Origin of the sequence: Nitrosomonas sp. HPC101, from assembly GCF_009833125.1 — a bacterium.
GTDB lineage: Bacteria > Pseudomonadota > Gammaproteobacteria > Burkholderiales > Nitrosomonadaceae > Nitrosomonas.
This window is the reverse complement of the sequence record NZ_QRCC01000003.1, coordinates 1-21,201: the sequence shown is the minus strand read 5'-3', so window position 1 is coordinate 21,201 and position 21,201 is coordinate 1. Positions and strand designations below refer to the sequence as shown.

Here is a 21,201-nt window from a genome sequence, read left to right as displayed (position 1 = left end):
AGCCTTAGTACGACTGCTTGCTTTCAGTAGATCAAAAAACAATTATTATCATAATATGAAGTTAATTCCAGGGAAGGCTAAGAATCAGGATGGAAGTAATGAGAATAATTTTGTAGTTGTCGTATTTTCTTCACTTTTCCCACATCCGGGACAGCCTAATGCTGGTTTGTTCGTTCGTGAGCGTATGTTCCGGGTAGGTGAACATCTTCCGCTTGTGGTAATTGCCCCTGTTCCTTGGTTCCCATTACAGAAAATTCTCCGCCGATGGCGTCCTTATTTCAGGCCTGAAGCACCTTATCAGGAGCTTCAGCAGGGTTTTGAAATTTATCATCCACGTTTTTTCTCTGTTCCGGGCTTTTTTAAATTTTTGGATGGTTTTTTCATGGCGCTAGGTAGTTTGTCAACTTTGTGGCAGCTCAGGCGTCGTTTCAATTTTCAGATTATTGATGCACATTTTGCCTACCCGGATGGGTATGCTGCGAGCATTTTAGGAAAATGGCTGCAAGTCCCTGTCACGATTACTCTGCGGGGAACGGAGGCAAGACTTTTTCGTAGCTCTTTGTATCGGTGTCTTATGGGCAAGGCCATGACTCGTGCTGTAAAGATTTTTTCTGTGTCAGACTCCTTGAGGAAGATTGCGGTAGAAATTGGAATTCCAAAAGACAAAGTACTCGTAGTGGGTAATGGGGTAGATCTCGATAAATTTTACCGAGTTGATCGGTTTGAAGCTCGCAGGAGCTTGAATATACCTGAGAACGTACCGGTATTGGTGTCGGTGGGGGGGCTTTGTGAACGTAAAGGATTTCATCGTGTTATAGGATGCTTGCCTGATTTGATAGATGCTTATCCTGGCATTCAATTTCTGATAATTGGCGGTGCAAGTGCCGAAGGAGATTGGACCGAAAAATTGAAACAGCTGGTTGCTGAACTGAAGCTTGAGAAAAATGTTCGATTCCTGGGTGTTGTGCCACCAGATAAACTGAAAGTCCCACTATCGGCAGCAGATATATTTGTGCTTGCTACGAGAAATGAAGGCTGGGCCAATGTGTTACTTGAAGCGATGGCTTGCGGTTTGCCTGTTGTAGCTACTGATGTGGGTGGGAATGCCGAAGTGGTTAATCATGTGGCACTGGGTAAGCTGGTGCCTTTTAATGATCAACAAGCGCTTGGTTTAGCGATTGGCAATGCTCTGAGAAACGACTGGAATCGGGAGAATATTATTGATTACGCACATAAAAATTCCTGGAACCAGAGAGTTACCGTGCTTGTGGAAGAATTTACAAAAATCACTACTCAGCCAGAGCAGGTGAAACGATACGAATCATCGAAATAGTCAGTAAATTTATGCGTAATATCTGTACTCATTTAGTATCTGGATTTCTTTTCCCACTGCATGAACGTCTTAAGCAGCACACCAGTGTTAATGTGCGTAAATCTATGGAGCAGACTCAATGGCTTTCTCCTGGAGAGATTGTGCAGTTACAAACTGAAAAATTGCGTCAGTTGCTCATCTACGCGAATATCCATGTTCCTTATTATCGCGATCTGTTTGTCAGACTGAATTTTCAACCGGAGAAGCTCGATACACTGGCAGATTTACAGCAATTGCCTTTTCTTGATAAGCCAACGATACGCATGTATTTGGAAGAACTTAAATCCGATCAGGCATGTCATCTGGCCCGTTTCAATACGGGCGGATCAAGTGGCGAACCTCTGGTATTTTTTATCGGGAAAGAGCGTGTCAGTCATGATATTGCCGCTAAATGGCGTGCTACACGCTGGTGGGGAATGGATATAGGGGATCCGGAAATTGTGATATGGGGTTCCCCGATCGAGCTGGGAGCGCAGGATGCATTGCGTACCTTGCGCGATCGCCTGTTTCGCAGCAAATTGCTGCCGGCATTTGAAATGTCTAACCAGAAAATCGAGGATTTCCTTAATACCATTCGAAAATTTCGGCCCAAAATGCTGTTTGGCTATCCTTCAGCTTTGTCTCACATTGCAAAATATGCTGATAAAACCGGTATCATCATGAGCGATCTGGATATTGAGGTGGCATTTGTAACATCAGAGCGGCTGTATGATGATCAGCGCAAACAGATCAGTGATACGTTTGGTTGTCGTGTGGCAAATGGTTATGGTGGCCGGGATGCAGGGTTTATTGCGCATGAATGCCCTGCGGGCAGAATGCATATTACCGCCGAGGATATTGTTGTTGAAATTATTGATCCTCACGGTCGTTCTCTTCCACACGGGGAATCGGGCGAGATTGTTGTGACCCATCTGGCCAGCAGGGATTTCCCCTTTATCCGCTACCGAACCGGCGATATTGGCATACTTGATGACGAGGTATGTGCCTGTGGGCGCGGTTTGCCGCTGATCAAGGAAATACAGGGCCGCAATACTGATTTTATTGTCGCTCGGGATGGCACAGTTATGCATGGCCTGGCATTAATTTACATTCTGCGAGATATGCCGCAGATAAAAACGTTCAAAATCATACAGGAAAGCATGGATTTTACCCGTGTGCTGCTTATCACCGAAGACGGCCTGAGTCAGGTGGACACAGATCGGATTATTGTATCGTTTCAGGCCAGGCTGGGCCGGGATGTAATAATTGCAATAGAACAGGTATCCGAAATTCCAACCGAAAAATCGGGCAAGTTTCGCTATGTGGTCAGTAAAGTAACCGCAGGTTGAATTAGTCGGCTGGATTCAGAAAGGGTATCGGAACCCCCATCCATAGCAATGCGACGACTATCAGAGCTATACCAACACCAGTGGTGCCGACAATCATACCGGCAAAGATAGTCAGGCCATCTTTGCTGAGCAATCCAAGTGACATAATGAGAATACCCCAACCTGGAAGAAAATTGATCAAGGGGACAGGTAGTGCAATGGAAATCGAAAAAATGAATGAAAAGAGGCCAATAATGCGCTCCCATGCATGCACACTGATATAAGTGAGTCGCGGGTGCATGTGACTTTCTATTTTTCGCAGCCAAGGCGTGATTCTGTTGATCAGTTTATCCAGCACTCTTTTTTTCATTGCTTTTCTTGCCAACCACTTGGGGATCCAGGGGGCTCTCATGCCGCATATCATCTGTACCGAAAAAATAAAAAGTGGAATAGCAAAGACAGTCGTAAAACCCGGTGGAGCGGGAATGGGAAGACAGATTGGCAGGGTGGCGATGGCCAGCAGTACAGCAAATCCCCGTTCATCCAGAGAATGTTTGATCTGATCAACAGTGATCATTTCATCGGTATTTTGTATAACAATCAGTTGTAATAATTCGGACGTATTTTTTTCTTTGTCCTCCACTGTTCTTTCTCCCCGGTTGTTTCAATATAGAATCCGAACTGTTTTTGCCGTCAAGGTTATTTTTTGACCAGATTTTTGTAGTACGGCAGCGCAGCAGCAGGTAATTTATCATGCCTTCCCCCTTTCTACGAACTTGCTTTTTGTGGAAGTGGTGCGCGCGATTATCGAATTGTAAAGCATTGCGACCGTTGATCACCTGTGGCAATATCGATCCGTTGCAACGATGGATATCAGTCATCTTGAACGTTATCTCTTTTAGAGGAAGTCGAGGATATTTTGGAAAAATTTATTGAGCAGGTATCTCTTTATATTCAGAGTGCCCCGATTTGGCCATTCACTCTGCTGGTTCTTGTTTTGTTTGTGGGAGTGGGAGTGGATCTTATTAATAATCGGCGTCGAACGGGAGCAGTGGAATATTACGATTCTGTTTTTCACGAGGAGCTGGTGGGTTTATATCCTGCTGTCACTCGCTGGCCAGATGATCTGGCGGCCTATATGCAACCCCGTTTACCTGTTTTGCGTGATGCCTTTGAAGTTTTAAGAAATTTTATTCCACAGAATCAGCTGCATGAATATAACGCTACTTGGAATAGGTTTTATCAGTTTGCGCGCTCGGGTGGAAACGAGCGAGGAGATTTATCTGAAGGAACCACACAGGACATCGCAACCGATCAAACTGACCGGAATCAACAGCAGCAAGCTTTTCAGCAAATAATTACGGATCTGCTGGCGTATACTGATCAATTCAAAAAATAGTCAGACAAGTAGCTGTATCCGGAAGGCGCTGTTTGATTTTCCGGACAACTGTTTCAATGACTTGAGCGAGTCTGTCTTTTCATGAATTCATGAGCGTATTCTCAGATACCTCGCCGGGAGGAAAAATCAAAATTTTTCCGATTTCCGGTTTCCGCGGGACAGGAGAATTTATCGATGTGCCGTGGCGAATATATGCAGATGATCCGCTGTGGGTGCCTCCTCTTCGACTGGAGCGCCGGCTGCATTTCTCCAGATTCAATCCCTACTTCAAACATGCACAGTGGCAGGGATGGGTTGCCTACCGTAATAATCAGCCTGTTGGCAGAATCAGTGCGCAGCTGGATGAATTGCATCGACAGCGATACGGATCGGATACTGGACATTTTGGCATGCTGGAGTCTGTCAATGATGGAGCTGTTTTTAGCGCATTGATACGGGTGGCTGAAGATTGGCTGGCTAAACGGGGGGTATGTCGGGTCAGCGGGCCATTCAATTTTTCCATTAACCAGGAGTGTGGTCTGCTGGTTCAGGGGTTTGATACGCCACCTGTTTTTATGATGCCTTATTCGCCTGAATGGTATGTCAATCTACTGGAACAAAGTGGTTATCGTCCCTGCAAGGATTTACTGGCCTACTGGCTTGAAACAGATTTTGAACCCCCTCCTGCTATGCAGGCTATCGATCGTAAATATCAGCATCAGATCCAGGTCAGAACGCTGCGGCGCGACCGGTTTAGCGAGGAAATCGAGATCATGCGCAATATATTCAACGATGCATGGTCGGAAAACTGGGGGTTTGTTCCCTTTACACAGGAAGAATTTGCCGAACTGGGTAGTTCTTTGCGCTGGCTGGTTCCGGATGAATTTATCCAGATAGCAGAAATGGATGGAGAGCCTGTCGCTTTTATGGCGGCGCTGCCGAATCTGAACGAGATACTGCCGGCACTGAATGGAAAACTTTTTCCTTTTGGCTGGCTCCATTTGGTCAAAAAACTGAAATCCAGTTCAATTACGACTGCACGTGTTCCACTAATGGGCGTTCGCAGGCGATTTCACCATACACTTCCCGGTATAGCATTAGCCTTCAAGGTGATTGATGCACCAAGAAAAATAGCTCGGACCAAGGGTATCCGGAATGTCGAGCTGTCCTGGATACTTGAAGACAATTTGCCCATGCGCGCAATTCTCGAAAAAATAGGAGGCAAGGAATACAAGCGCTACCGCATTTATGAGAAAACACTGGCATGATCAGAATGATCAAATTAATCTGGAAAAACAAAATGCTGCTTGGTCCGCAATGAGCGACAACGATCAGTTTGCGGCTCTGGTATTGGCTGCTGACCGGGCCGATCAGGATTTCGTGGCAAGGTACGCGGGAACGGTATGTAAGGCCTACGCGCCTGTTTGCGGGAAGCCGATGATTATCCGTGTGCTTGACGCCTTGGGTGGTTGTAACAAGATAAGCTCCATTCTTTTATGTGGCCCGCCTGAGTCATTGCTGTCTGCGTGCGAAGAGCTCAAACAGCGCATAGAAAATAAACAGGTGGATTGGGTTAAAAGCCTGGATTCACCCGCTCGCAGTGCCAGTCATGGGCTCTCGCAAATCGACATGCGTCGACATGTCTTGCTGACGACAGCCGATCACGCACTACTCACGCCGGAAATTGTGGAATATTTTTTGCAAGCCTCCCGTGATCTGGAATGTGACGCGACGGTCGGGGTCATCAGGTATGAAACCTTACAAAACAGATATGGTAATGCCAGACGTACGGTAATTCGCCTGCGCGATGGAAATTTCTGCGGCTGCAATCTCTTTACATTCAATTCACGAGGTCGCACGCTGGTAGATTTCTGGCAGCAGGCAGAAGTATTGCGTAAACGTCCATGGAAGCTGATCAATCAGGTGTTAGGCTGGCGAGCTGTCTGGTTATATCTATTTGGACGTTTGACACTTGATCAGGCACTGCAAAAAATTTCAGAAAAAACCGGTGTTCAGGTGCGCCCGGTAATTTTGCCATTTCCCGAAGCGGGCATTGATGTTGATAAAGTGGAAGATCTGCAGCTGGTAAAATCTATTCTGGCCAAAACAATATCGACGCATCCACCAGTGTAGAGCGGACTGCTGACTTTCATGGGAATCATCGAAAGATACATTTCACGGGAGCTGCTACTTCCCTTTTTTGTAGTAACCGTCATCCTGATCGGACTTTTCGTCAGTTTCAGTGTTGCGCGGTTTTTGACCGGGGCAGTGGCTGAAACTCTAGGTGCTGTAGCCATGTTCAAACTGGTGGCACTGAAAACCATTATTGCGCTGGAAGTACTGGTACCGATTGCTTTTTATGTTGCGGTGATCCATGGCTTGAGTCGGATGAATCGTGATCAGGAAATCAATGTACTGCGGTCTGTCGGCTATGGCGACAACCGGATCATTCGTACTGTTTTCATAACCGCCCTGCCTATTGCTATTCTCAGCGGCATTCTTTCCATTTATGCCCGTCCGTGGGCGTATGCAGAAAGCTATGTTATGAATGCGCAGGCTGAGGCCGAGTTGAATACTGATCGATTTCAACCTGGCCGGTTTTATGGCAGCGAAAAAAGTGGTCGTGTGATCTTTATCCGAGGAAAAGATGATCTTGAAAAACGCATGGAAGGCATTTTTCACTACATTAGAACAACGGAAAACACGGAAATCATCGTATCCCAGAGAGGTTATCAGCAGCCTATGACTCGGGAGCAGTGGCCGCATATTGAATTGCTGGACGGCAAGATCTATCGTCTTGGGTATGATGCTGCCAGGGATAGTACCATCCAGTTTGAAAAGATGATTTATTTCAACGAAAACGATCAGGATCAGAATTATCGGCGCAAGGCTGCGTCAACGCAGTCATTGTGGAGTTCTGGACAACCCCGGGAAATCGCAGAATTGCAATGGCGCCTTTCCCGGCCGGTTGCGACCATTTTGTTAGCTCTGATTGCTGTTTCTTTTACCCGGACGGTACCCCGTAAAGATAAAACTGATAGAACGTTCATTGTCGCAGCACTGGTATTCGCTGTTTATTATAATCTCAGTGGATTGGCCAAAACCTGGGTGGAGCAGGAGGTTGTTGCTGCCGTGCCCGGGATCTGGTGGGTATATGGGCTGCTTTTCATAGTTGTTATGTTACGCCTGCCTGAATTCAGGTCACTATTGTCTGCAAGAAAATAGTGAAGATCTGTTATCGCTATATCGCCTTGCAGGTTCTGACGGGGATGATCATTACCACGGTGGTGTTATTACCTCTGTTCAGTTTTTTCGATCTACTCGATCAGCTCGATGATGTCGGGAAAGGGACCTATACCACCCGGGATGCTTTTCTCTATACGGCTATGCTGATGCCTCGCAGATTTATCCAGATTGCACCTTTCATTGCGCTGCTGGGAACTGTCGGTGCGCTGGGTGGGCTGGCGGTTAATCTTGAACTGGTGGCAATGCGTGTGGCTGGATTTTCTCCTTTGATGATCAGCCTTGCTCCGGTTGGAGTCGGGGGGATGCTCATTACCTCAACCGTAGCGCTCGAGTATCTGGTAGCACCACAATTTCAGCAACAGGCGATTGTGTTGCGTGCGGTTGCATTGGAGCAGGGAGCGGAATTGGGTAAAGGGCTTGGTATCTGGACGCGCAATGAACAGAATATATTGCGCATTGGTGAGATGTTGCATAAAGGTCGGGCAATGGATATCGAGGTCATGCATTTTGACCCACAGGGGTCGATGACTGCTCATGTCCACGCGCAGTATGCAGATATTTTCGATAAAAGTATGTGGAAACTGCATGATGTCACTGTACGTATGTTTGCTCCTGATCAGATATTTTCCAGAAAAATAAATACTCTTCGGTGGCATTCGTTTCTCGGCCCTGAAGATATAGCGACATTGACCAAGCCGCCTGAAAGTCTGACTCCGCTGGAGTTGTTGCACCATGCCGAGTTTTTAAAGATGACCGGCCAGAAAGCAGATGCGTATGTCATGGCTTTATGGCGCAAGGTTGGCAGTGTGGTGATGACTATTGCAATGATCCTCATAGCCGTTCCCTTTATTTTCGGTTCTGTGCGTGAAGGATTGGGAGGGAAGCTGGTTCTGGCTGCATTGATGGGGATCAGTATTTACCTGTTTGATCAGATTATTGCCAATATCGGGCTGGTGTTTCAGTTGAATCCTGTTGTCGTTTCAATTGCTCCTGGAGCGGTTTTGATTGTTACTGCGGCGTACTGGCTGTTACGGCGCACTTCTTGAGATCAACATGTCTGCCATTTTTTTTGTTCATATTGTCGGTAACAGTGAAATCAGTTTGTGGGGAATGGACGGGCGTACTCGCCTCGAGCGAATGCTGAGGACGATCAAAACGGCCATTGTGGTGGAGGAAGAAGAAATATCACAGTTGACTGGAACGGATCCTGTATTACTGCTGCGGGCTGATTATCTGTTCGATAGCAGAGTAATCAATGCGTTGATGGCATTGCGTGAACCTGTCGTGCTCGTGGCTCCACTGGATGAGATTCCGGTTGCGATTCTGACTGACGGGAAAAATGCCGCTGCGATGCGCGAAGTATTGAACGAAAAACGATTGGTGCCTGATGATCTTTCCATCTGCACCTTGAAAGATCTTCCGATTCAGGTGCAGCAGAATCTGAAAAAGAAAGATCCGCCTTATGTACTTCCGATGTTGCGTTGCAATCAGCTTGAACTTGAATCCGAGCTGTTTGCAGCATCCTATAAGGGTGTGACGGATCTGGTCACCAAATGGCTATGGCCCTGGCCGGCATTTATGGTAACGCGCCTGTGTGTCCGGCTGGGTTTGAAGCCCAATCATGTGACGCTGCTCAGTCTGGTTCTGGCTGTGCTGGCAGGCGTGGCGTTTTGGTATGGTGCGTTTGGTATCGGCCTGATGATGGCATGGCTGATGACCTTTCTGGATACAGTTGATGGCAAACTGGCGCGCGTCACGCTGACATCAAGCAAGCTGGGCGACGTGCTGGATCACGGTCTGGATATCATTCATCCGCCATTGTGGTATCTGGCCTGGGGGGTGGGCCTCATGGCCACTGCTACGCCTGTAGCCAATCTCGAGTTGCTGGTCTGGCTGATGTTCATCGGCTATGTGGGCGGCCGTCTTTGTGAAGGTGCTTTCCAGTTCTGGCTAGCCTCTTTCGACATTTTTATCTGGTGTAAAGTCGATTCGTTCCATCGTTTGATTACCGCGCGGCGTAATCCGAACCTGATCCTGCTGACTGCCGGCTGGATGGCAGATCGGCCGGATATCGGGTTCATTCTGGTTGTGTCGTGGCACTTGCTTTCAACCCTGTTTCTCATTTACAGACTGTTCGCTGCCTGGCAAAGCCGGTCACAGAATGGTGTGCTTCATTCCTGGATGGAGAACATTGATCCTGTTCGGGACAGGCAGCAACTTGCAGTCAGGGTGTTTATCCGGCAGCCTCTTTCCCAGCGGTATATCAAACCCGTTTCAGATGGCCAGTAAACCGGTAGTAGATTTTGTGCCTGCCAGGACAGGTTTGATCTACAACCCGCTGGGAGGCTGGTTTCGCAAGCATCCTGCCCGGATACGAGGTCTTCTGGCGACGTTTCCGGAAATCAGGCAGATGCAGGCAACCGACCAGATTGAGTTTGAGCGGGCTGTCACGGTCGTAGTTGAAGCGAGGATCGAATGGCTGATCGTTGTGGGGGGAGATGGTACTTTGCAAGGGGTGATGGGTTGTCTGTTTGAACACCTGCCACCGGACAGGTGGCCGGAAATCACCATTGTGCCTGCCGGGACAACCAACATGACTGCGCTCGATCTGGGAACAAATGGGCGGGCAGAGCAGGTGCTGGCCAGAATCAGACAGTATTTGCAACAATCCGGTGCAGTGCAGCGGGTACAAAGACCCGTGCTGCGTATTGAACAGACTGGTATGCAAAAGGTATACGGAATGCTGTTTGGCCTTGGTTTGATTGCGCGTGGCGTGAAATTCTCACGCAGCCGGATCAAGCAAATGGGAATGACCGGCAACGTTTTTACAGTGCTGATCGTATTGCGTTCACTGATAGCCACCTTTCTGGGACGCCCGCAGGCTGAATGGGCGCCAGTGCGTATTGCACAAAAAGATGAAACAGGGACATTGAATGAGAAAGTGTATCTGTTCGCACTCATCAGCGCGCTGGAGAAGCTATTGCTCGACATTCGACCTTATTGGGGACTGGAACCGGCGCCGTTGCACGCAACATTTATCGAGCAACACAGCAAGCGCTTCTGGCGCGTCATCTGGCCGCTGATCGCAGGGCGTGGTCATCATTTGAGAGAGGAAGACGGTTATATTAGCTATAACGCAGTATCGATCGAGCTGTGGCTGGATGATGAATATATCGTGGATGGCGAGCTTTACTATGCTTCCAGCCAGAATGGTCCGTTGAAAATCACGGCGGATGGTCCGATTCTGTTCCGCGTTTTGTGAAAAAAGGAATATGAATGGGTGCCGCTGATTTACAAAATATCCCTGATCTTCTGATACAGGAAATTGCAATTCAGGATGCCCGACCTGTACATCCGGCATTTCAGGTTTTTACCGATGCGTTGAGGCAGCGTTTCGGAGAGGCGCTGGATGCAGTCGTTTTATATGGTTCCTGTTTGCATACTTCTGATCTGGTTGAGGGTATTGCTGATTTTTATGTGCTGGTCAGTGATTACCGACTGGCTTATTCCGGTCGTCTGCTGGCCAGCCTGAATGCCTGGCTGCCGCCAAATGTCTTTTATCTGGAAGTTCCTGCTGCAACCGGTGTGATGCGTGCAAAGTATGCAGTTATTTCGACGGCAGACTTTGAACGCGGTGCCCGGCAGTGGTTTCATCCTTATATCTGGGCACGTTTTGCACAGCCGGTCAGGTTGCTTTATGCCCGCGATGACCGGATCCGAAAGCGTGTCTATACGGCGCAGGCGAATGCCGTACTCAGATTCATCAATACGACGCTGCCTGTACTTGAACCTGGTCCCAGTGATCTGGAGACGATCTGGGCCTCTGGTTTGATGCTGACTTATGCCGCCGAGCTGCGTGCCGAGCGTGAAGCGCGTGCGCGCCATCTGGTGCGGATTGATCCGGAAGTCTACAGCCGGTTGACTATGGCGGCCATGCCTGCCTTAAGTCCGTTGCTGAGTTTACAGGCTGGCGGGCGATATTATATCGAACCGATCGCACCGCTGAAAAGATTGAATGTACGTATCCATTGGCGTTTGCGGCGCTGGCAGGGACGGGTGCTGTCGATCCTGCGGCTGAGCAAGGCGACAATGACGTTCCGGGATTGTCTGGATTATGCTGCATGGAAAATTGAACGCCATACCGGCATCAAAGTGGAAATTACGCCTATGCTGAGGCGTCATCCGATTCTCTGGGGTTATAAAGTCATGTGGCAATTACTGCGGCGCGGTGTGTTGCGCTGAGCGGATGCAATATCCGGCTGTTTGCCGGAAAATTTATTTGGGAGTGAGTGATAGTCATGAAGTATTCAATCCGGTTCTTTGTCGTAATTTTTGTGGTTTCCCTGACAGCGTGTTCCACCGTGTATTACAGTGGGCTCGAAAAAATCGGGATCCCGAAGCGGGATGTACTGGTTTATCGTGTAGAAAAGGCAAGAGATACACAGGAAGAAACCCGAGAGCAATTCAAATCCGCCCTGGAGCAGTTTTCTGTTGCCACCAATTTTAAGGGAGGCGATCTTGAGAGCGTCTATAAGAAACTGAACAGTGAATATGAAGCAAGTGTGGATAAGGCAAAAGAAGTTAGAAGCCGGATAGAGGATATTGAAAGTGTCTCAGCTGCATTATTCAGCGAATGGGAGCAGGAAATTGCGCAATATTCAAATCCGACATTGAAGCGGAGCAGTCAGGAGAGATTGGCTGAGACCAAGGCATATTACAAGCAGCTCATTACAGCCATGAAAAATGCAGAATCGAGGATACAACCTGTGTTGACGGTTTTTAATGATCAGGTTATGTATCTCAAGCATAATCTTAACGCTCGGGCAATTGCTTCCCTGAAAGGTGAATTGAAAACACTGCAATCGAATGTCTCGACCCTGGTTGCAGCGATGGAAAAGTCCATCAACGAGGCCAATGCATTTATCAGTAATATGGAAAAAAATTAGCCAATAACCTCGTTATTTGTGACGACTATTTGCTAGAAAAGCTGCGAGAGAAGACTGAAGTGGAGATCCTGCCGGCAGCGAGCCGGACAGCCTATCCAAATGTTTAACTGCGGCCTGGCTGAGTAAACGAGTCGTCTTTTTATGGGCGTCTTCGGATTCTGGAGAATGCAGCTGCGGCTGGATACGGAATCTGATATTTTCAACCCTGATTCCAGTTTGATTCATTTTTTGCTGGATGGATGGGGCAAAGTTGCGCAACCGGGTGGCAGTGGCTCCGTTATCTACATAAATGACCAGGAGGCCGTCAGAGGTATGTTGTCCTGCTGTACATCGATTTCTGAATTGGGGGGGGAGGGTATCCAACAGATGTTTTTGTACCTCTGCTAGGTATCTTGCCTTGGTAAATAATTGACTATAATCGGGCGCATTATCCAGGGCGGTCAAATAGTTGCTTAGATTAAGAATAGGCATGCTGATTCATTTTTTGATGGGTGGTTGAATCCCGGGTGATCACACTGAACAATCAGTATCGGGGTCGTGCAATCGATGCCAAAGCAGCTATCGTCTTTTCTGCTTATCATTTTGATTATGGTAGTATGACCGAACTTTATCATCACAACAATTGGTGTGATACTGCAGATGTTTGTTTTGACATACGGTGAATTAAATTAGCTGATGCTTCGCCGGATAAGTGGTCGCATAAGTAGAAAAAATGCGGATCACAGTAAACACTGCTTAACGCACTGAATCCAAATATAATGTGCATCGTTCGTTTTCATTACATATCTGCAACTGTGCACGTGCATACATCATCAACGACGTCTTTCTGGCCTGATTGCGCATCAGGTAGTGAGCAATTTCCGTATTCCTCTGCTGTGAAATAGATTATGTTTGGTAGTTGATCTATATTACAGTGCATTTTTACATCAATAGGTAAATAACAACTTCCCATGCTGAGTAACTTACTAAAAGGTATTTTTGGTAGTCGTAATGATCGGTTGGTAAAGCAATATTCAAAAATCGTCCGCACCATCAATGAACTGGAAACTGCCATTTCGCAGCTGTCGGATGAGGCGCTGCGTAACAAGACAGACGAGTTCAAGCAACGTTTCTCAAATAACGAGAAACTGGATCAATTATTGCCAGAAGCGTTCGCTGTAGTCAGGGAAGCAAGTAAGCGTGTGCTTGGTATGCGTCATTTTGATGTGCAGTTGATCGGTGGAATGGTGCTGCATGAAGGGAAAATCGCCGAGATGCGTACCGGTGAAGGAAAGACGCTGATGGCTACTTTGCCGATCTATCTGAATGCGCTTTCCGGGCAGGGGGTGCATATCGTTACAGTTAATGATTATCTGGCAAAGCGTGATGCTGAATGGATGGGGCAGATTTATCAGTTTCTCGGACTCAGTGTTGGAGTGGTGTTGTCACAAATGCCGCATGAGGATAAACAGGCTGCCTATGGTGCAGATATCACTTACGGCACAAACAATGAATATGGCTTTGATTATCTGCGTGACAATATGGTGGGGCATGGTGCAGAGCGGGTGCAGCGCATGCTTAACTTTGCAATTGTGGATGAAGTTGATTCGATTCTGATTGATGAAGCCCGAACACCATTGATTATCTCCGGTATGGCTGAGGGCGATACCGAAGTCTACAAGCGTGTTGATGTATTGATCCCCCGACTCACCCGGCAAAAGGATGAAAATAGCCCGGGTGATTATAGTGTGGATGAAAAAACACAACAGGTATTATTGAGTGAAGAAGGGTTTATTCACGCCGAGAACTTACTGGACGAGGCTGGTTTGCTGCCAGCGGGATCCAGCTTGTATGATCCAGCCAACATTACCCTGATTCATCATTTTAATGCGGGATTACGTGCACATGCGCTATACAACCGTGATCAGCATTATGTTGTGCAGAATGACGAAGTCATTATTGTTGACGAGTTTACTGGCCGTTTAATGCCCGGAAGGCGTTGGTCAGAAGGTTTGCACCAGGCGGTTGAAGCCAAGGAAAATGTTTCGATTCAGAAAGAAAATCAAACGTTGGCATCCATCACCTTTCAGAATTATTTCAGAATGTATGAAAAGCTTGCCGGTATGACTGGTACAGCTGATACAGAGGCATTTGAATTTCAGCAAATTTATGGGTTGGAGACGGTTGTAATTCCGACTCATCGTCCGATAGCACGGGAAGATCGTATGGATCAGGTTTTTCGTACAGCGCAAGAAAAATATCAGGCGATCATCGCGGACATCAAGAATTGTCACGAGCGCGGGCAACCCGTTCTAGTTGGGACGGGTTCAATCGAAAACAATGAGCTGCTCTCGAGCATGTTGACAAAGGCAAAGTTGCCTCATCAGGTTCTTAACGCCAAACATCATGAACGAGAAGCCGACATCATTGCTCAGGCAGGGCAGTCGAAAATGGTAACCATAGCAACCAATATGGCCGGTCGGGGAACAGATATTGTATTGGGTGGAAATCTGGAGCAGGTAATCAATCGTATTCGGACGGATGACGCTCTTGATGATGCGACCAAAGCAGATAAGATAGAGGAAACCCGTCGAGCCTGGCAAACCAGGCATGACGAGGTGATCGAGCAGGGAGGGCTGCACATTATTGGCACAGAACGGCATGAATCGCGTCGGATTGATAATCAGCTGCGCGGACGCTCCGGTCGGCAGGGCGATCCGGGTTCCAGTCGCTTTTATCTGTCTCTGGAAGATCCCCTCCTGCGTATTTTTTCTTCTGATCGGGTGGCAAATATTATGACGCGTCTCAAAATGCCGGAGGGAGAAGCAATTGAACATCCGTGGGTGACACGTGCCATAGAAAATGCTCAAAGGAAGGTGGAGGCCAGAAATTTTGATATTCGCAAGCAGTTGCTGGAATATGATGATGTGGCCAACGATCAGCGCAGGGTTATTTATCAACAGCGCAATGAATTATTGGATGCCGAACAAGGTATCTCAGAAACCATTAGTGCTATTCGTGAGAGTGTAGTCAATCAACTCATCGGTCTTTATATTCCTGAGCAAAGTATAGAAGAGCAGTGGGATATTTCAGGGCTGGAGAAAGCTCTGGCTAGTGAGTTCCATTTGCAGATTCCCGTGCAGGAATGGTTGGAGGCCGATAGTGAGCTACATGAAGAAAGTCTGCGTGCCCGTATCATGGAATTCGTGAATACGTCTTACCAAGATAAAGTCGAACAAGTAGGTGCAGCAATCATGAATCAATATGAGCGCATGGTCATGTTGCACAGCATGGATTCACATTGGCGCGAGCATTTGGCCGCTCTTGATCACCTAAGGCAAGGGATTCATTTGCGTGGATATGCTCAACAAAATCCTAAGCAGGAATATAAAAGGGAGGCTTTTGAGCTGTTCTCAGGTATGCTTGATGCGATTAAAGTGGATGTCACAAAAATTCTTATGACGGTGCAAATCCGTAGTGAACAGCAGGTTGAATCCGTGGCAGAAACTTCGACCCCGAAAAATTTGCAATATCATCACGCTGCTTATAGCGAGACAGATGAAGAACAGCAACCAACCGCGGCGGATCACGAAAGCAAGCAGCAGCCATTTGTACGTAAAGGTGACAAAATCGGGCGAAATGACCCATGTCCTTGTGGATCTGGCAGAAAATATAAACAATGTCATGGCAGATTGGGCTAAGGCTCCTTGTATTTCGCATTGATAGATCGACAATAATCAATCTACCTTGGTGGGTATAGTCTGTGCTAAAATACTCCCGCTTTTTGAGGGGGTGCCACTTTATTAGAAATCAGGAATTCATGTGTTTTAAGGTGCCGGATTAAGAATTAAATATATTATTGGTTAGCAGGTAATTAATGGAATGGAATTGTTAGAAAATGACAGACAGCGGTGATAACGGAAAGATGAGCGGGCGACGTCGGTTTTTACTGGTGACCACTTCGATCGCTGGAGCGGTTGCGGGCGTGGGTGTGGCAACACCTTTTATACGTAGCATGATGCCTAGTGAACGCGCGAAGGCTGCAGGGGCCCCGATAGAAGTGGATATCAGCAAGCTGGAACCAGGCATGTTGTTGACAGCTGAATGGCGGGGGAAGCCTGTTTGGGTACTTAAACGTACCTCTGAAATGTTGGACGATCTGAAGAAATTAAATGACCAGCTGGCTGACCCGGACTCCGAGCGGGATCAGCAACCTTCTTACGCGCAAAATCCTGAAAGATCAATTAAGCCTGAGATACTGGTTGTGCTTGGGGTTTGTACACACCTCGGATGTTCTCCAGTGTACAGGAAAGAGATAGCACCTGCTGATTTGGGTGCAGATTGGCTAGGGGGATTTTTCTGTCCCTGTCATGGATCCAAGTTTGATCTGGCAGGTCGTGTTTATAAAAATGTACCAGCTCCTTCCAATCTGGTAGTACCTCCTTATACCTATTTAAGTGACAATCGACTTCTGGTCGGTTCTGACAGCAAAGAGTCCGCCTAAAATGAATAAACAACAAAATTCAATGATGGAATGGATAGACAAGCGCTTTCCTTTAACAGCGACCTGGAAGGCACATCTATCTGAATATTATGCTCCCAAGAATTTCAATTTTTGGTATTACTTCGGATCGTTAGCATTATTGGTGTTGGTTAATCAACTGCTGACAGGTATCTTTCTGACGATGAATTATAAACCCGATGCCGGAATGGCTTTTGCATCGGTTGAATACATCATGCGGGATGTAGATTTTGGCTGGTTGATCAGATATATGCATTCAACCGGTGCCTCCATGTTTTTTGTGGTGGTTTATCTGCATATGTTTCGCGGAATGATGTATGGATCCTACCGAAAACCGCGGGAGTTACTGTGGCTGATAGGTATGGCCATATTTTTTGTTTTGATGAGTCTGGCCTTTACTGGATATATTTTGCCATGGGGACAGATGTCTTACTGGGGAGCCCAGGTTATCGTTAGCATGTTTGGGGCGATACCGCTGATAGGTGATACTTTGTCAAACTGGATCCTTGGTGACTTCATGCTGTCAGATGCAGCCTTGAACCGGTTTTTTGCTTATCATGTAGTAACACTTCCTGTTTTGATTGTGGTGCTGGTGTTTGTGCATATTATTGCTTTGCACGAAACTGGTTCCAATAATCCTGATGGTATAGAAATTAAGGCTAATAAAGATCCACAAACTGGAATCCCTGTTGACGGTATACCATTTCATCCTTATTACACGGTAAAAGATATCTTTGGAGTAGTTGGGTTCTTGATTATATTTTGTGGCATTATTTTCTTCGCTCCGGAGATGGGAGGATATTTTCTGGAAGATAATAATTTTATACCTGCCAATCCTTTACATACGCCAGATCATATTGCTCCCGTATGGTATTTCACTCCGTATTACTCCATGTTGCGTGCAGTGACTGTGAACTTTCTTGGTGTGGATGCTAAGCTGTGGGGTGTGATTTTAATGGCGGCAGCCGTGGTTATCTTTTGTTTCCTACCGTGGCTGGATCGGAGTCCGGTTAAATCGATCCGTTATAAAGGACCCTATTTTAAGATTGCATTGACTCTTTTTGTGATCAGCTTTTTCGTTCTCGGATGGTTGGGTACTAAAACACCAACACCGCTGTATACCTTGTTGGCACAAATTTTCACTGTAATTTATTTTGCTTTCTTCCTTCTGATGCCTTGGTATAGCAAAATAGATAAAACTAAACCAGAACCAATGAATGTAACAAAATGAGAATGATAAAAATTTTACTACTGGCTGTATTGCTGATTCCATTTGTCGCACATTCTTCCAGTCAGGAAGTTGAGTTAGACAAAGCTCCTATAGATAAAACAGATAAGGAATCGCTGAAACGCGGTGCCGATAGCTTCGTTGCATATTGCCTGACATGTCATGGTGCTGATTTCATGCGCTATAACCGTCATCGAGATATTGGGATGAGTGAGGACGATATTCGTACGGAACTTATTCGTACTGGGCAGAAGACTGGGGATCTTATGGAGGCGGCTATGAGGAAGAAAGAAGCTGAGCAGTGGTTCGGTGTGGCCCCTCCGGATTTATCTGTTATCGCCCGATCGCGTGGAGCGGATTGGCTGTATACCTATTTGCGTACTTTTTATCAGGATACATCCACCTATAGTGGCTGGAATAACTTGATCTTTGACAAGGTTGCAATGCCTCACGTTTTGCATCATTTGCAAGGATGGCAGACGCTCGAGCCAGAAACTGGAAACTTAGTTTTAACAAAATCAGGTACGATGACGAAGGACGAATATGATAAATTCGTGGCTGATTTGGTAAATTACATGGTCTATCTGGGTGAGCCGCATGCGCCTTATCGTAAGGAACTTGGAGTGATCGTATTACTGTTTCTGTTTGGTATGTTGGGGTTGACTTACTTGCTTAAAAAAGAATACTGGAGAGATATACATTGAAAATTTCACAGAATTATCTTCTGTGAGCTAATGAAGCTATGATGACATTGTATTCAATAGCAACTTGTCCTTTTAGCCATCGTTGCCGTATCGTATTACATGAAAAGGACATGGATTTTCAGGTGATTGATGTTGATCCCAACAATATACCTGAGGATATTGCTGTAATTAGTTCACATGGAAAAGTACCTATTCTGGTTGAAAGGGATCTTGTGTTGTACGAAGCGAATATCATCAATGAATACATTGATGATCGTTTTCCTCATCCGCAATTAATGCCTGCGGAACCAGTGATGCGCGCTCGTGCAAGATTATTATTACATCGCTTTGAGAAGGAGTTTTTCTGCCATGTCGAATCTCTGGAGCAGGGTAATCAAAAGGCAGCAGATAAGATTCGTATGGAAATTGCGAATGGGCTGACGATAATTGCTCCTATTTTCGATAAGCAGAAATATATGCTGGGAGATGAATATACCATGCTGGATGTGGTAATTGCTCCATTGTTGTGGCGGCTTGACTATTACGAGATTAAGTTGCCAAAACAGGCTGCTGCACTGCTCAAATATGCCGAAAGGCTTTTTAGCAGGCCATTATTTGTTGATGCATTAACTCCAGCTGAGAAATTAATGCGTAAATGAATAATGCTGTCTCAATCAAGCCTTATTTGATACGTGCTATTCATGAGTGGTGTATTGATAACGGATATTGTCCTTATATTTCAGCATTCGAAGATGGGTGTTTTGGTATTCCAGTAGAGCTATTTGAAAACAGGGAAATAATACTTAACATAAGTAGTCAATCCGTAAATAATTTATTAATTAATAACGAAACCATTCAATTTATAACTCGTTTCAACGGAGTGCCAAAAGAGATCAGGATTGTGATTGGGGCTGTAACTGCAATATTCGCACGAGAATCAGGTCAGGGGCTTACTTTCGTTCCGGAGATTAATACGGAATTAATTAGTGAGAGCAGCGCGGATGACTCTGTTTTACAGGAAAATCAAGCCTTATCCGTTGAAGGTAAGCAGCAAGATAAGACTTTTTTAAAAATTGTGAAATAGTTCGATTTTTTTATGCCGGCATAGCTCAGTCGGTAGAGCAGCTGATTTGTAATCAGAAGGTCGCGAGTTCAATTCTTGCTGCCGGCACCATGAAATCAATGAGTCACGTAATTATTCCTTAGCTATATATTGTCCCTGTCTTCAATTTTGTAACTGTTAATGAATTTTTCCGCTCATTTCTTCGGCGTATTTGGCTAAATGATCGCTGGAAAGGTGGGTATACCTCTTTACAATATCAGCTGATTCCCAAGCTACCCAATTCCTGTAATGCATTTAGTGGTGTGCCGATCTTTATATGTCAGCTTACCCATGTATGACATAAACGTCATGCCAGCGGAAATTATCAATGCCGGTTTTCGTACATTACGAAAATATTTACTTGACTTATTGTCTGAGATCACTTCGAAAGTGAATACTTGCATCTCAGCAAGTGATCTATCAGGCAAATGGGATTCCATGAAATTGGATCCGATCAGTCTTCGGTTCTACGATAGGCCGTTACCTGAATCTCAATTTTCATGCGCAGATCGGATAAACCGGCAGTCAGCATCATAGCGGATGGCCTGACATTACCCAGATATTTACGCATCACCGGCCAGCATTTCTCAAAATCTTCTGCTTGAGGGAATACATAAGTAACTCGTACTACTTCTTTCATGCTCGACCCAGCCTGATTGAGTGCTGCTTCGATATTTCTGAAGCATTGCTCTGCCTGTTCCAGCAAATCATCTGAAATGGACATTTTTCCGTAATCGAAACCCGTCGTGCCAGATACCAGTATCCAGTTATCTACAACGACTGCACGCGAATAACCGATTTCTTTTTCAAAGGTCGAGCCTGAACTGATGAGTTTATGTGTCATGAAATGATTTCTCCGTGTTAATTAAATGATTTGTGCCTGTGGCGCTATAGGTAATCCCCCATTTTAACGGTGCTTAGAAGCAGCAGCGCTATGTTGACCACGGTCAACCGCTGTTTTGGGGGATTGCCGCCAATACCTTATTTGAATGTTCGTTATTGCAAGACCACATCCAATCTGTTGCTGTCTGCTGAACTTGGTCAAGGCTATTACTGGTCACAGATGCAATCCATCGCGCAGACCCGATTCATACGCGCGCCACTGGACATCGTTAATGACGCCCGCCTGATCAGCCGTTTATGTGTCATCTGACCTGACCGGGAATTTCTTACCAATTGGAACTAGAGATTCTGGCCATGGTTGTTAAATCATTGCTCAGATTACCCACGAACTGCCGTGGGGTCAGGTAATTCAGGCTGGAATGCGGTCGAACCTCATTGTAATGATGGCGCCAATTCTCGATGATCACCTTGGCTTCCAGCCGATTACGGAACCATTCCATCGACAGGCATTCATCCCGGAACTTACCGTTGAAGCTTTCATTGGTGCCGTTCTGCCAGGGTTTTCCGGGTTCAATCAGCACCGTTTCCAGATTTT

At 46.3% G+C, this 21,201-nt stretch carries 22 protein-coding genes and 1 tRNA gene; 19 read left to right on the top strand and 4 right to left on the bottom strand.

Going from position 1 to position 21,201, the window contains the following annotated elements:
- The first annotated feature begins 55 nt into the window (after positions 1-55).
- Both ABO04_RS03015 and ABO04_RS03010 read left to right on the top strand, forming a co-directional pair.
- The gene (locus ABO04_RS03015; RefSeq protein ID WP_160809182.1) at positions 56-1,333 is read left to right on the top strand and encodes a glycosyltransferase; all 1,278 of its coding nucleotides are present in this window, start codon (positions 56-58) and stop codon (positions 1,331-1,333) included.
- Positions 1,334-1,344: 11 nt separating this feature from the next.
- Positions 1,345-2,700 carry an AMP-binding protein gene (locus ABO04_RS03010; RefSeq protein WP_160809180.1) on the top strand — a complete coding sequence of 452 codons (1,356 nt, stop codon included), beginning with the start codon at positions 1,345-1,347 and terminating at the stop codon, positions 2,698-2,700.
- 1 nt (position 2,701) lies between these two features.
- On the opposite strand, the gene ABO04_RS03005 is transcribed toward ABO04_RS03010, so the two are convergent.
- The gene (locus ABO04_RS03005; protein ID WP_160809179.1) at positions 2,702-3,322 is read right to left on the bottom strand and encodes an exopolysaccharide biosynthesis protein; all 621 of its coding nucleotides are present in this window, start codon (positions 3,320-3,322) and stop codon (positions 2,702-2,704) included.
- Positions 3,323-3,598: 276 nt separating this feature from the next.
- On the opposite strand from ABO04_RS03005, the gene ABO04_RS03000 reads away from it, so the two are divergent.
- From ABO04_RS03000 to ABO04_RS02960, 9 genes are all read left to right on the top strand, one after another.
- A complete protein-coding gene (locus tag ABO04_RS03000) occupies positions 3,599-4,078 on the top strand; it encodes a hypothetical protein (RefSeq protein ID WP_160809177.1) in 480 nt (159 codons plus the stop codon).
- 89 nt (positions 4,079-4,167) lie between these two features.
- The gene (locus tag ABO04_RS02995) at positions 4,168-5,325 is read left to right on the top strand and encodes an N-acetyltransferase (protein ID WP_160809175.1); all 1,158 of its coding nucleotides are present in this window, start codon (positions 4,168-4,170) and stop codon (positions 5,323-5,325) included.
- Positions 5,326-5,374: 49 nt separating this feature from the next.
- Complete coding sequence (locus tag ABO04_RS02990; protein ID WP_160809173.1) at positions 5,375-6,190, top strand: nucleotidyltransferase family protein; 816 nt, start codon at positions 5,375-5,377, stop codon at positions 6,188-6,190.
- Between the two features lie 18 nt (positions 6,191-6,208).
- Positions 6,209-7,282, top strand: a complete 1,074-nt coding sequence (gene lptF, locus ABO04_RS02985) for an LPS export ABC transporter permease LptF (RefSeq protein ID WP_160809171.1) — start codon at positions 6,209-6,211, stop codon at positions 7,280-7,282.
- Positions 7,282-8,349 carry an LPS export ABC transporter permease LptG gene (lptG, locus tag ABO04_RS02980; RefSeq protein WP_160809169.1) on the top strand — a complete coding sequence of 356 codons (1,068 nt, stop codon included), beginning with the start codon at positions 7,282-7,284 and terminating at the stop codon, positions 8,347-8,349. Before lptF ends, lptG begins: the two co-directional genes overlap by 1 nt.
- 7 nt (positions 8,350-8,356) lie before the next feature.
- The gene (locus ABO04_RS02975) at positions 8,357-9,592 is read left to right on the top strand and encodes a CDP-alcohol phosphatidyltransferase family protein (protein ID WP_160809167.1); all 1,236 of its coding nucleotides are present in this window, start codon (positions 8,357-8,359) and stop codon (positions 9,590-9,592) included.
- The gene (locus tag ABO04_RS02970; protein WP_160809165.1) at positions 9,582-10,565 is read left to right on the top strand and encodes a diacylglycerol kinase family protein; all 984 of its coding nucleotides are present in this window, start codon (positions 9,582-9,584) and stop codon (positions 10,563-10,565) included. The genes ABO04_RS02975 and ABO04_RS02970 overlap by 11 nt, the downstream gene beginning before the upstream one ends.
- Before the next feature lie 14 nt (positions 10,566-10,579).
- Complete coding sequence (locus tag ABO04_RS02965) at positions 10,580-11,545, top strand: hypothetical protein (protein ID WP_160809164.1); 966 nt, start codon at positions 10,580-10,582, stop codon at positions 11,543-11,545.
- Positions 11,546-11,601: 56 nt separating this feature from the next.
- Positions 11,602-12,249 (top strand): DUF2959 domain-containing protein, encoded by a 648-nt coding sequence (locus ABO04_RS02960; RefSeq protein ID WP_160809162.1) that lies wholly within the window; start codon positions 11,602-11,604, stop codon positions 12,247-12,249.
- Positions 12,250-12,261: 12 nt separating this feature from the next.
- Here the strand turns inward: ABO04_RS02960 and ABO04_RS02955 are convergent, their stop codons facing one another.
- Positions 12,262-12,720: a DciA family protein gene (locus ABO04_RS02955; protein ID WP_160809160.1), complete on the bottom strand. Its 459-nt coding sequence runs from the start codon at positions 12,718-12,720 to the stop codon at positions 12,262-12,264.
- A gap of 479 nt (positions 12,721-13,199) precedes the next feature.
- On the opposite strand from ABO04_RS02955, the gene secA reads away from it, so the two are divergent.
- The 7 genes from secA (at position 13,200) to ABO04_RS02920 (ending at position 19,835) form a co-directional block, all read left to right on the top strand.
- Positions 13,200-15,929, top strand: coding sequence for a preprotein translocase subunit SecA (gene secA / locus ABO04_RS02950; protein WP_160809158.1), 2,730 nt, complete (start codon positions 13,200-13,202; stop codon positions 15,927-15,929).
- Positions 15,930-16,126: 197 nt separating this feature from the next.
- On the top strand, positions 16,127-16,732 hold the full coding sequence (gene petA, locus ABO04_RS02945; RefSeq protein WP_160809156.1) for a ubiquinol-cytochrome c reductase iron-sulfur subunit: 606 nt from the start codon (positions 16,127-16,129) through the stop codon (positions 16,730-16,732).
- 1 nt (position 16,733) lies between these two features.
- On the top strand, positions 16,734-17,981 hold the full coding sequence (locus ABO04_RS02940) for a cytochrome bc complex cytochrome b subunit (RefSeq protein ID WP_160809155.1): 1,248 nt from the start codon (positions 16,734-16,736) through the stop codon (positions 17,979-17,981).
- The gene (locus ABO04_RS02935) at positions 17,978-18,682 is read left to right on the top strand and encodes a cytochrome c1 (RefSeq protein ID WP_160809153.1); all 705 of its coding nucleotides are present in this window, start codon (positions 17,978-17,980) and stop codon (positions 18,680-18,682) included. Before ABO04_RS02940 ends, ABO04_RS02935 begins: the two co-directional genes overlap by 4 nt.
- Before the next feature lie 38 nt (positions 18,683-18,720).
- Positions 18,721-19,320, top strand: coding sequence for a glutathione S-transferase N-terminal domain-containing protein (locus ABO04_RS02930; protein ID WP_160809151.1), 600 nt, complete (start codon positions 18,721-18,723; stop codon positions 19,318-19,320).
- The gene (locus ABO04_RS02925) at positions 19,317-19,745 is read left to right on the top strand and encodes a ClpXP protease specificity-enhancing factor (RefSeq protein WP_160809149.1); all 429 of its coding nucleotides are present in this window, start codon (positions 19,317-19,319) and stop codon (positions 19,743-19,745) included. The genes ABO04_RS02930 and ABO04_RS02925 overlap by 4 nt, the downstream gene beginning before the upstream one ends.
- A 14-nt stretch (positions 19,746-19,759) precedes the next feature.
- A tRNA-Thr gene (locus tag ABO04_RS02920) sits at positions 19,760-19,835 on the top strand.
- Positions 19,836-20,217: 382 nt separating this feature from the next.
- Here the strand turns inward: ABO04_RS02920 and ABO04_RS02915 are convergent.
- On the bottom strand, positions 20,218-20,607 hold the full coding sequence (locus tag ABO04_RS02915; protein WP_160809148.1) for a RidA family protein: 390 nt from the start codon (positions 20,605-20,607) through the stop codon (positions 20,218-20,220).
- A gap of 90 nt (positions 20,608-20,697) precedes the next feature.
- Here ABO04_RS02915 and ABO04_RS02910 point away from each other — a divergent pair, with 90 nt between their 5' ends.
- Positions 20,698-20,916, top strand: a complete 219-nt coding sequence (locus ABO04_RS02910; protein WP_160809146.1) for a hypothetical protein — start codon at positions 20,698-20,700, stop codon at positions 20,914-20,916.
- Between the two features lie 16 nt (positions 20,917-20,932).
- Here the strand turns inward: ABO04_RS02910 and ABO04_RS02905 are convergent.
- A partial coding sequence (locus tag ABO04_RS02905) for an integrase core domain-containing protein (RefSeq protein ID WP_160809145.1) occupies positions 20,933-21,201 on the bottom strand: 269 nt, incomplete at its 5' end.

Coding starts and splice junctions, on each gene's coding strand:
- ABO04_RS02910 (WP_160809146.1), top strand. CDS start 20,698: ATGTTGACCACGGTCAACCGCTGTTTTGGGGGATTGCCGCCAATACCT.
- ABO04_RS02970 (WP_160809165.1), top strand. CDS start 9,582: ATGGCCAGTAAACCGGTAGTAGATTTTGTGCCTGCCAGGACAGGTTTG.
- ABO04_RS02975 (WP_160809167.1), top strand. CDS start 8,357: ATGTCTGCCATTTTTTTTGTTCATATTGTCGGTAACAGTGAAATCAGT.
- ABO04_RS02990 (WP_160809173.1), top strand. CDS start 5,375: ATGAGCGACAACGATCAGTTTGCGGCTCTGGTATTGGCTGCTGACCGG.
- ABO04_RS02915 (WP_160809148.1), bottom strand. CDS start 20,607: ATGACACATAAACTCATCAGTTCAGGCTCGACCTTTGAAAAAGAAATC.
- lptF (WP_160809171.1), top strand. CDS start 6,209: ATGGGAATCATCGAAAGATACATTTCACGGGAGCTGCTACTTCCCTTT.
- ABO04_RS02960 (WP_160809162.1), top strand. CDS start 11,602: ATGAAGTATTCAATCCGGTTCTTTGTCGTAATTTTTGTGGTTTCCCTG.
- petA (WP_160809156.1), top strand. CDS start 16,127: ATGACAGACAGCGGTGATAACGGAAAGATGAGCGGGCGACGTCGGTTT.
- ABO04_RS02995 (WP_160809175.1), top strand. CDS start 4,168: ATGAGCGTATTCTCAGATACCTCGCCGGGAGGAAAAATCAAAATTTTT.
- ABO04_RS02955 (WP_160809160.1), bottom strand. CDS start 12,720: ATGCCTATTCTTAATCTAAGCAACTATTTGACCGCCCTGGATAATGCG.
- ABO04_RS03015 (WP_160809182.1), top strand. CDS start 56: ATGAAGTTAATTCCAGGGAAGGCTAAGAATCAGGATGGAAGTAATGAG.
- ABO04_RS02925 (WP_160809149.1), top strand. CDS start 19,317: ATGAATAATGCTGTCTCAATCAAGCCTTATTTGATACGTGCTATTCAT.
- ABO04_RS03010 (WP_160809180.1), top strand. CDS start 1,345: ATGCGTAATATCTGTACTCATTTAGTATCTGGATTTCTTTTCCCACTG.
- ABO04_RS02930 (WP_160809151.1), top strand. CDS start 18,721: ATGATGACATTGTATTCAATAGCAACTTGTCCTTTTAGCCATCGTTGC.
- secA (WP_160809158.1), top strand. CDS start 13,200: ATGCTGAGTAACTTACTAAAAGGTATTTTTGGTAGTCGTAATGATCGG.
- ABO04_RS02940 (WP_160809155.1), top strand. CDS start 16,734: ATGAATAAACAACAAAATTCAATGATGGAATGGATAGACAAGCGCTTT.
- ABO04_RS02965 (WP_160809164.1), top strand. CDS start 10,580: ATGGGTGCCGCTGATTTACAAAATATCCCTGATCTTCTGATACAGGAA.
- ABO04_RS02935 (WP_160809153.1), top strand. CDS start 17,978: ATGAGAATGATAAAAATTTTACTACTGGCTGTATTGCTGATTCCATTT.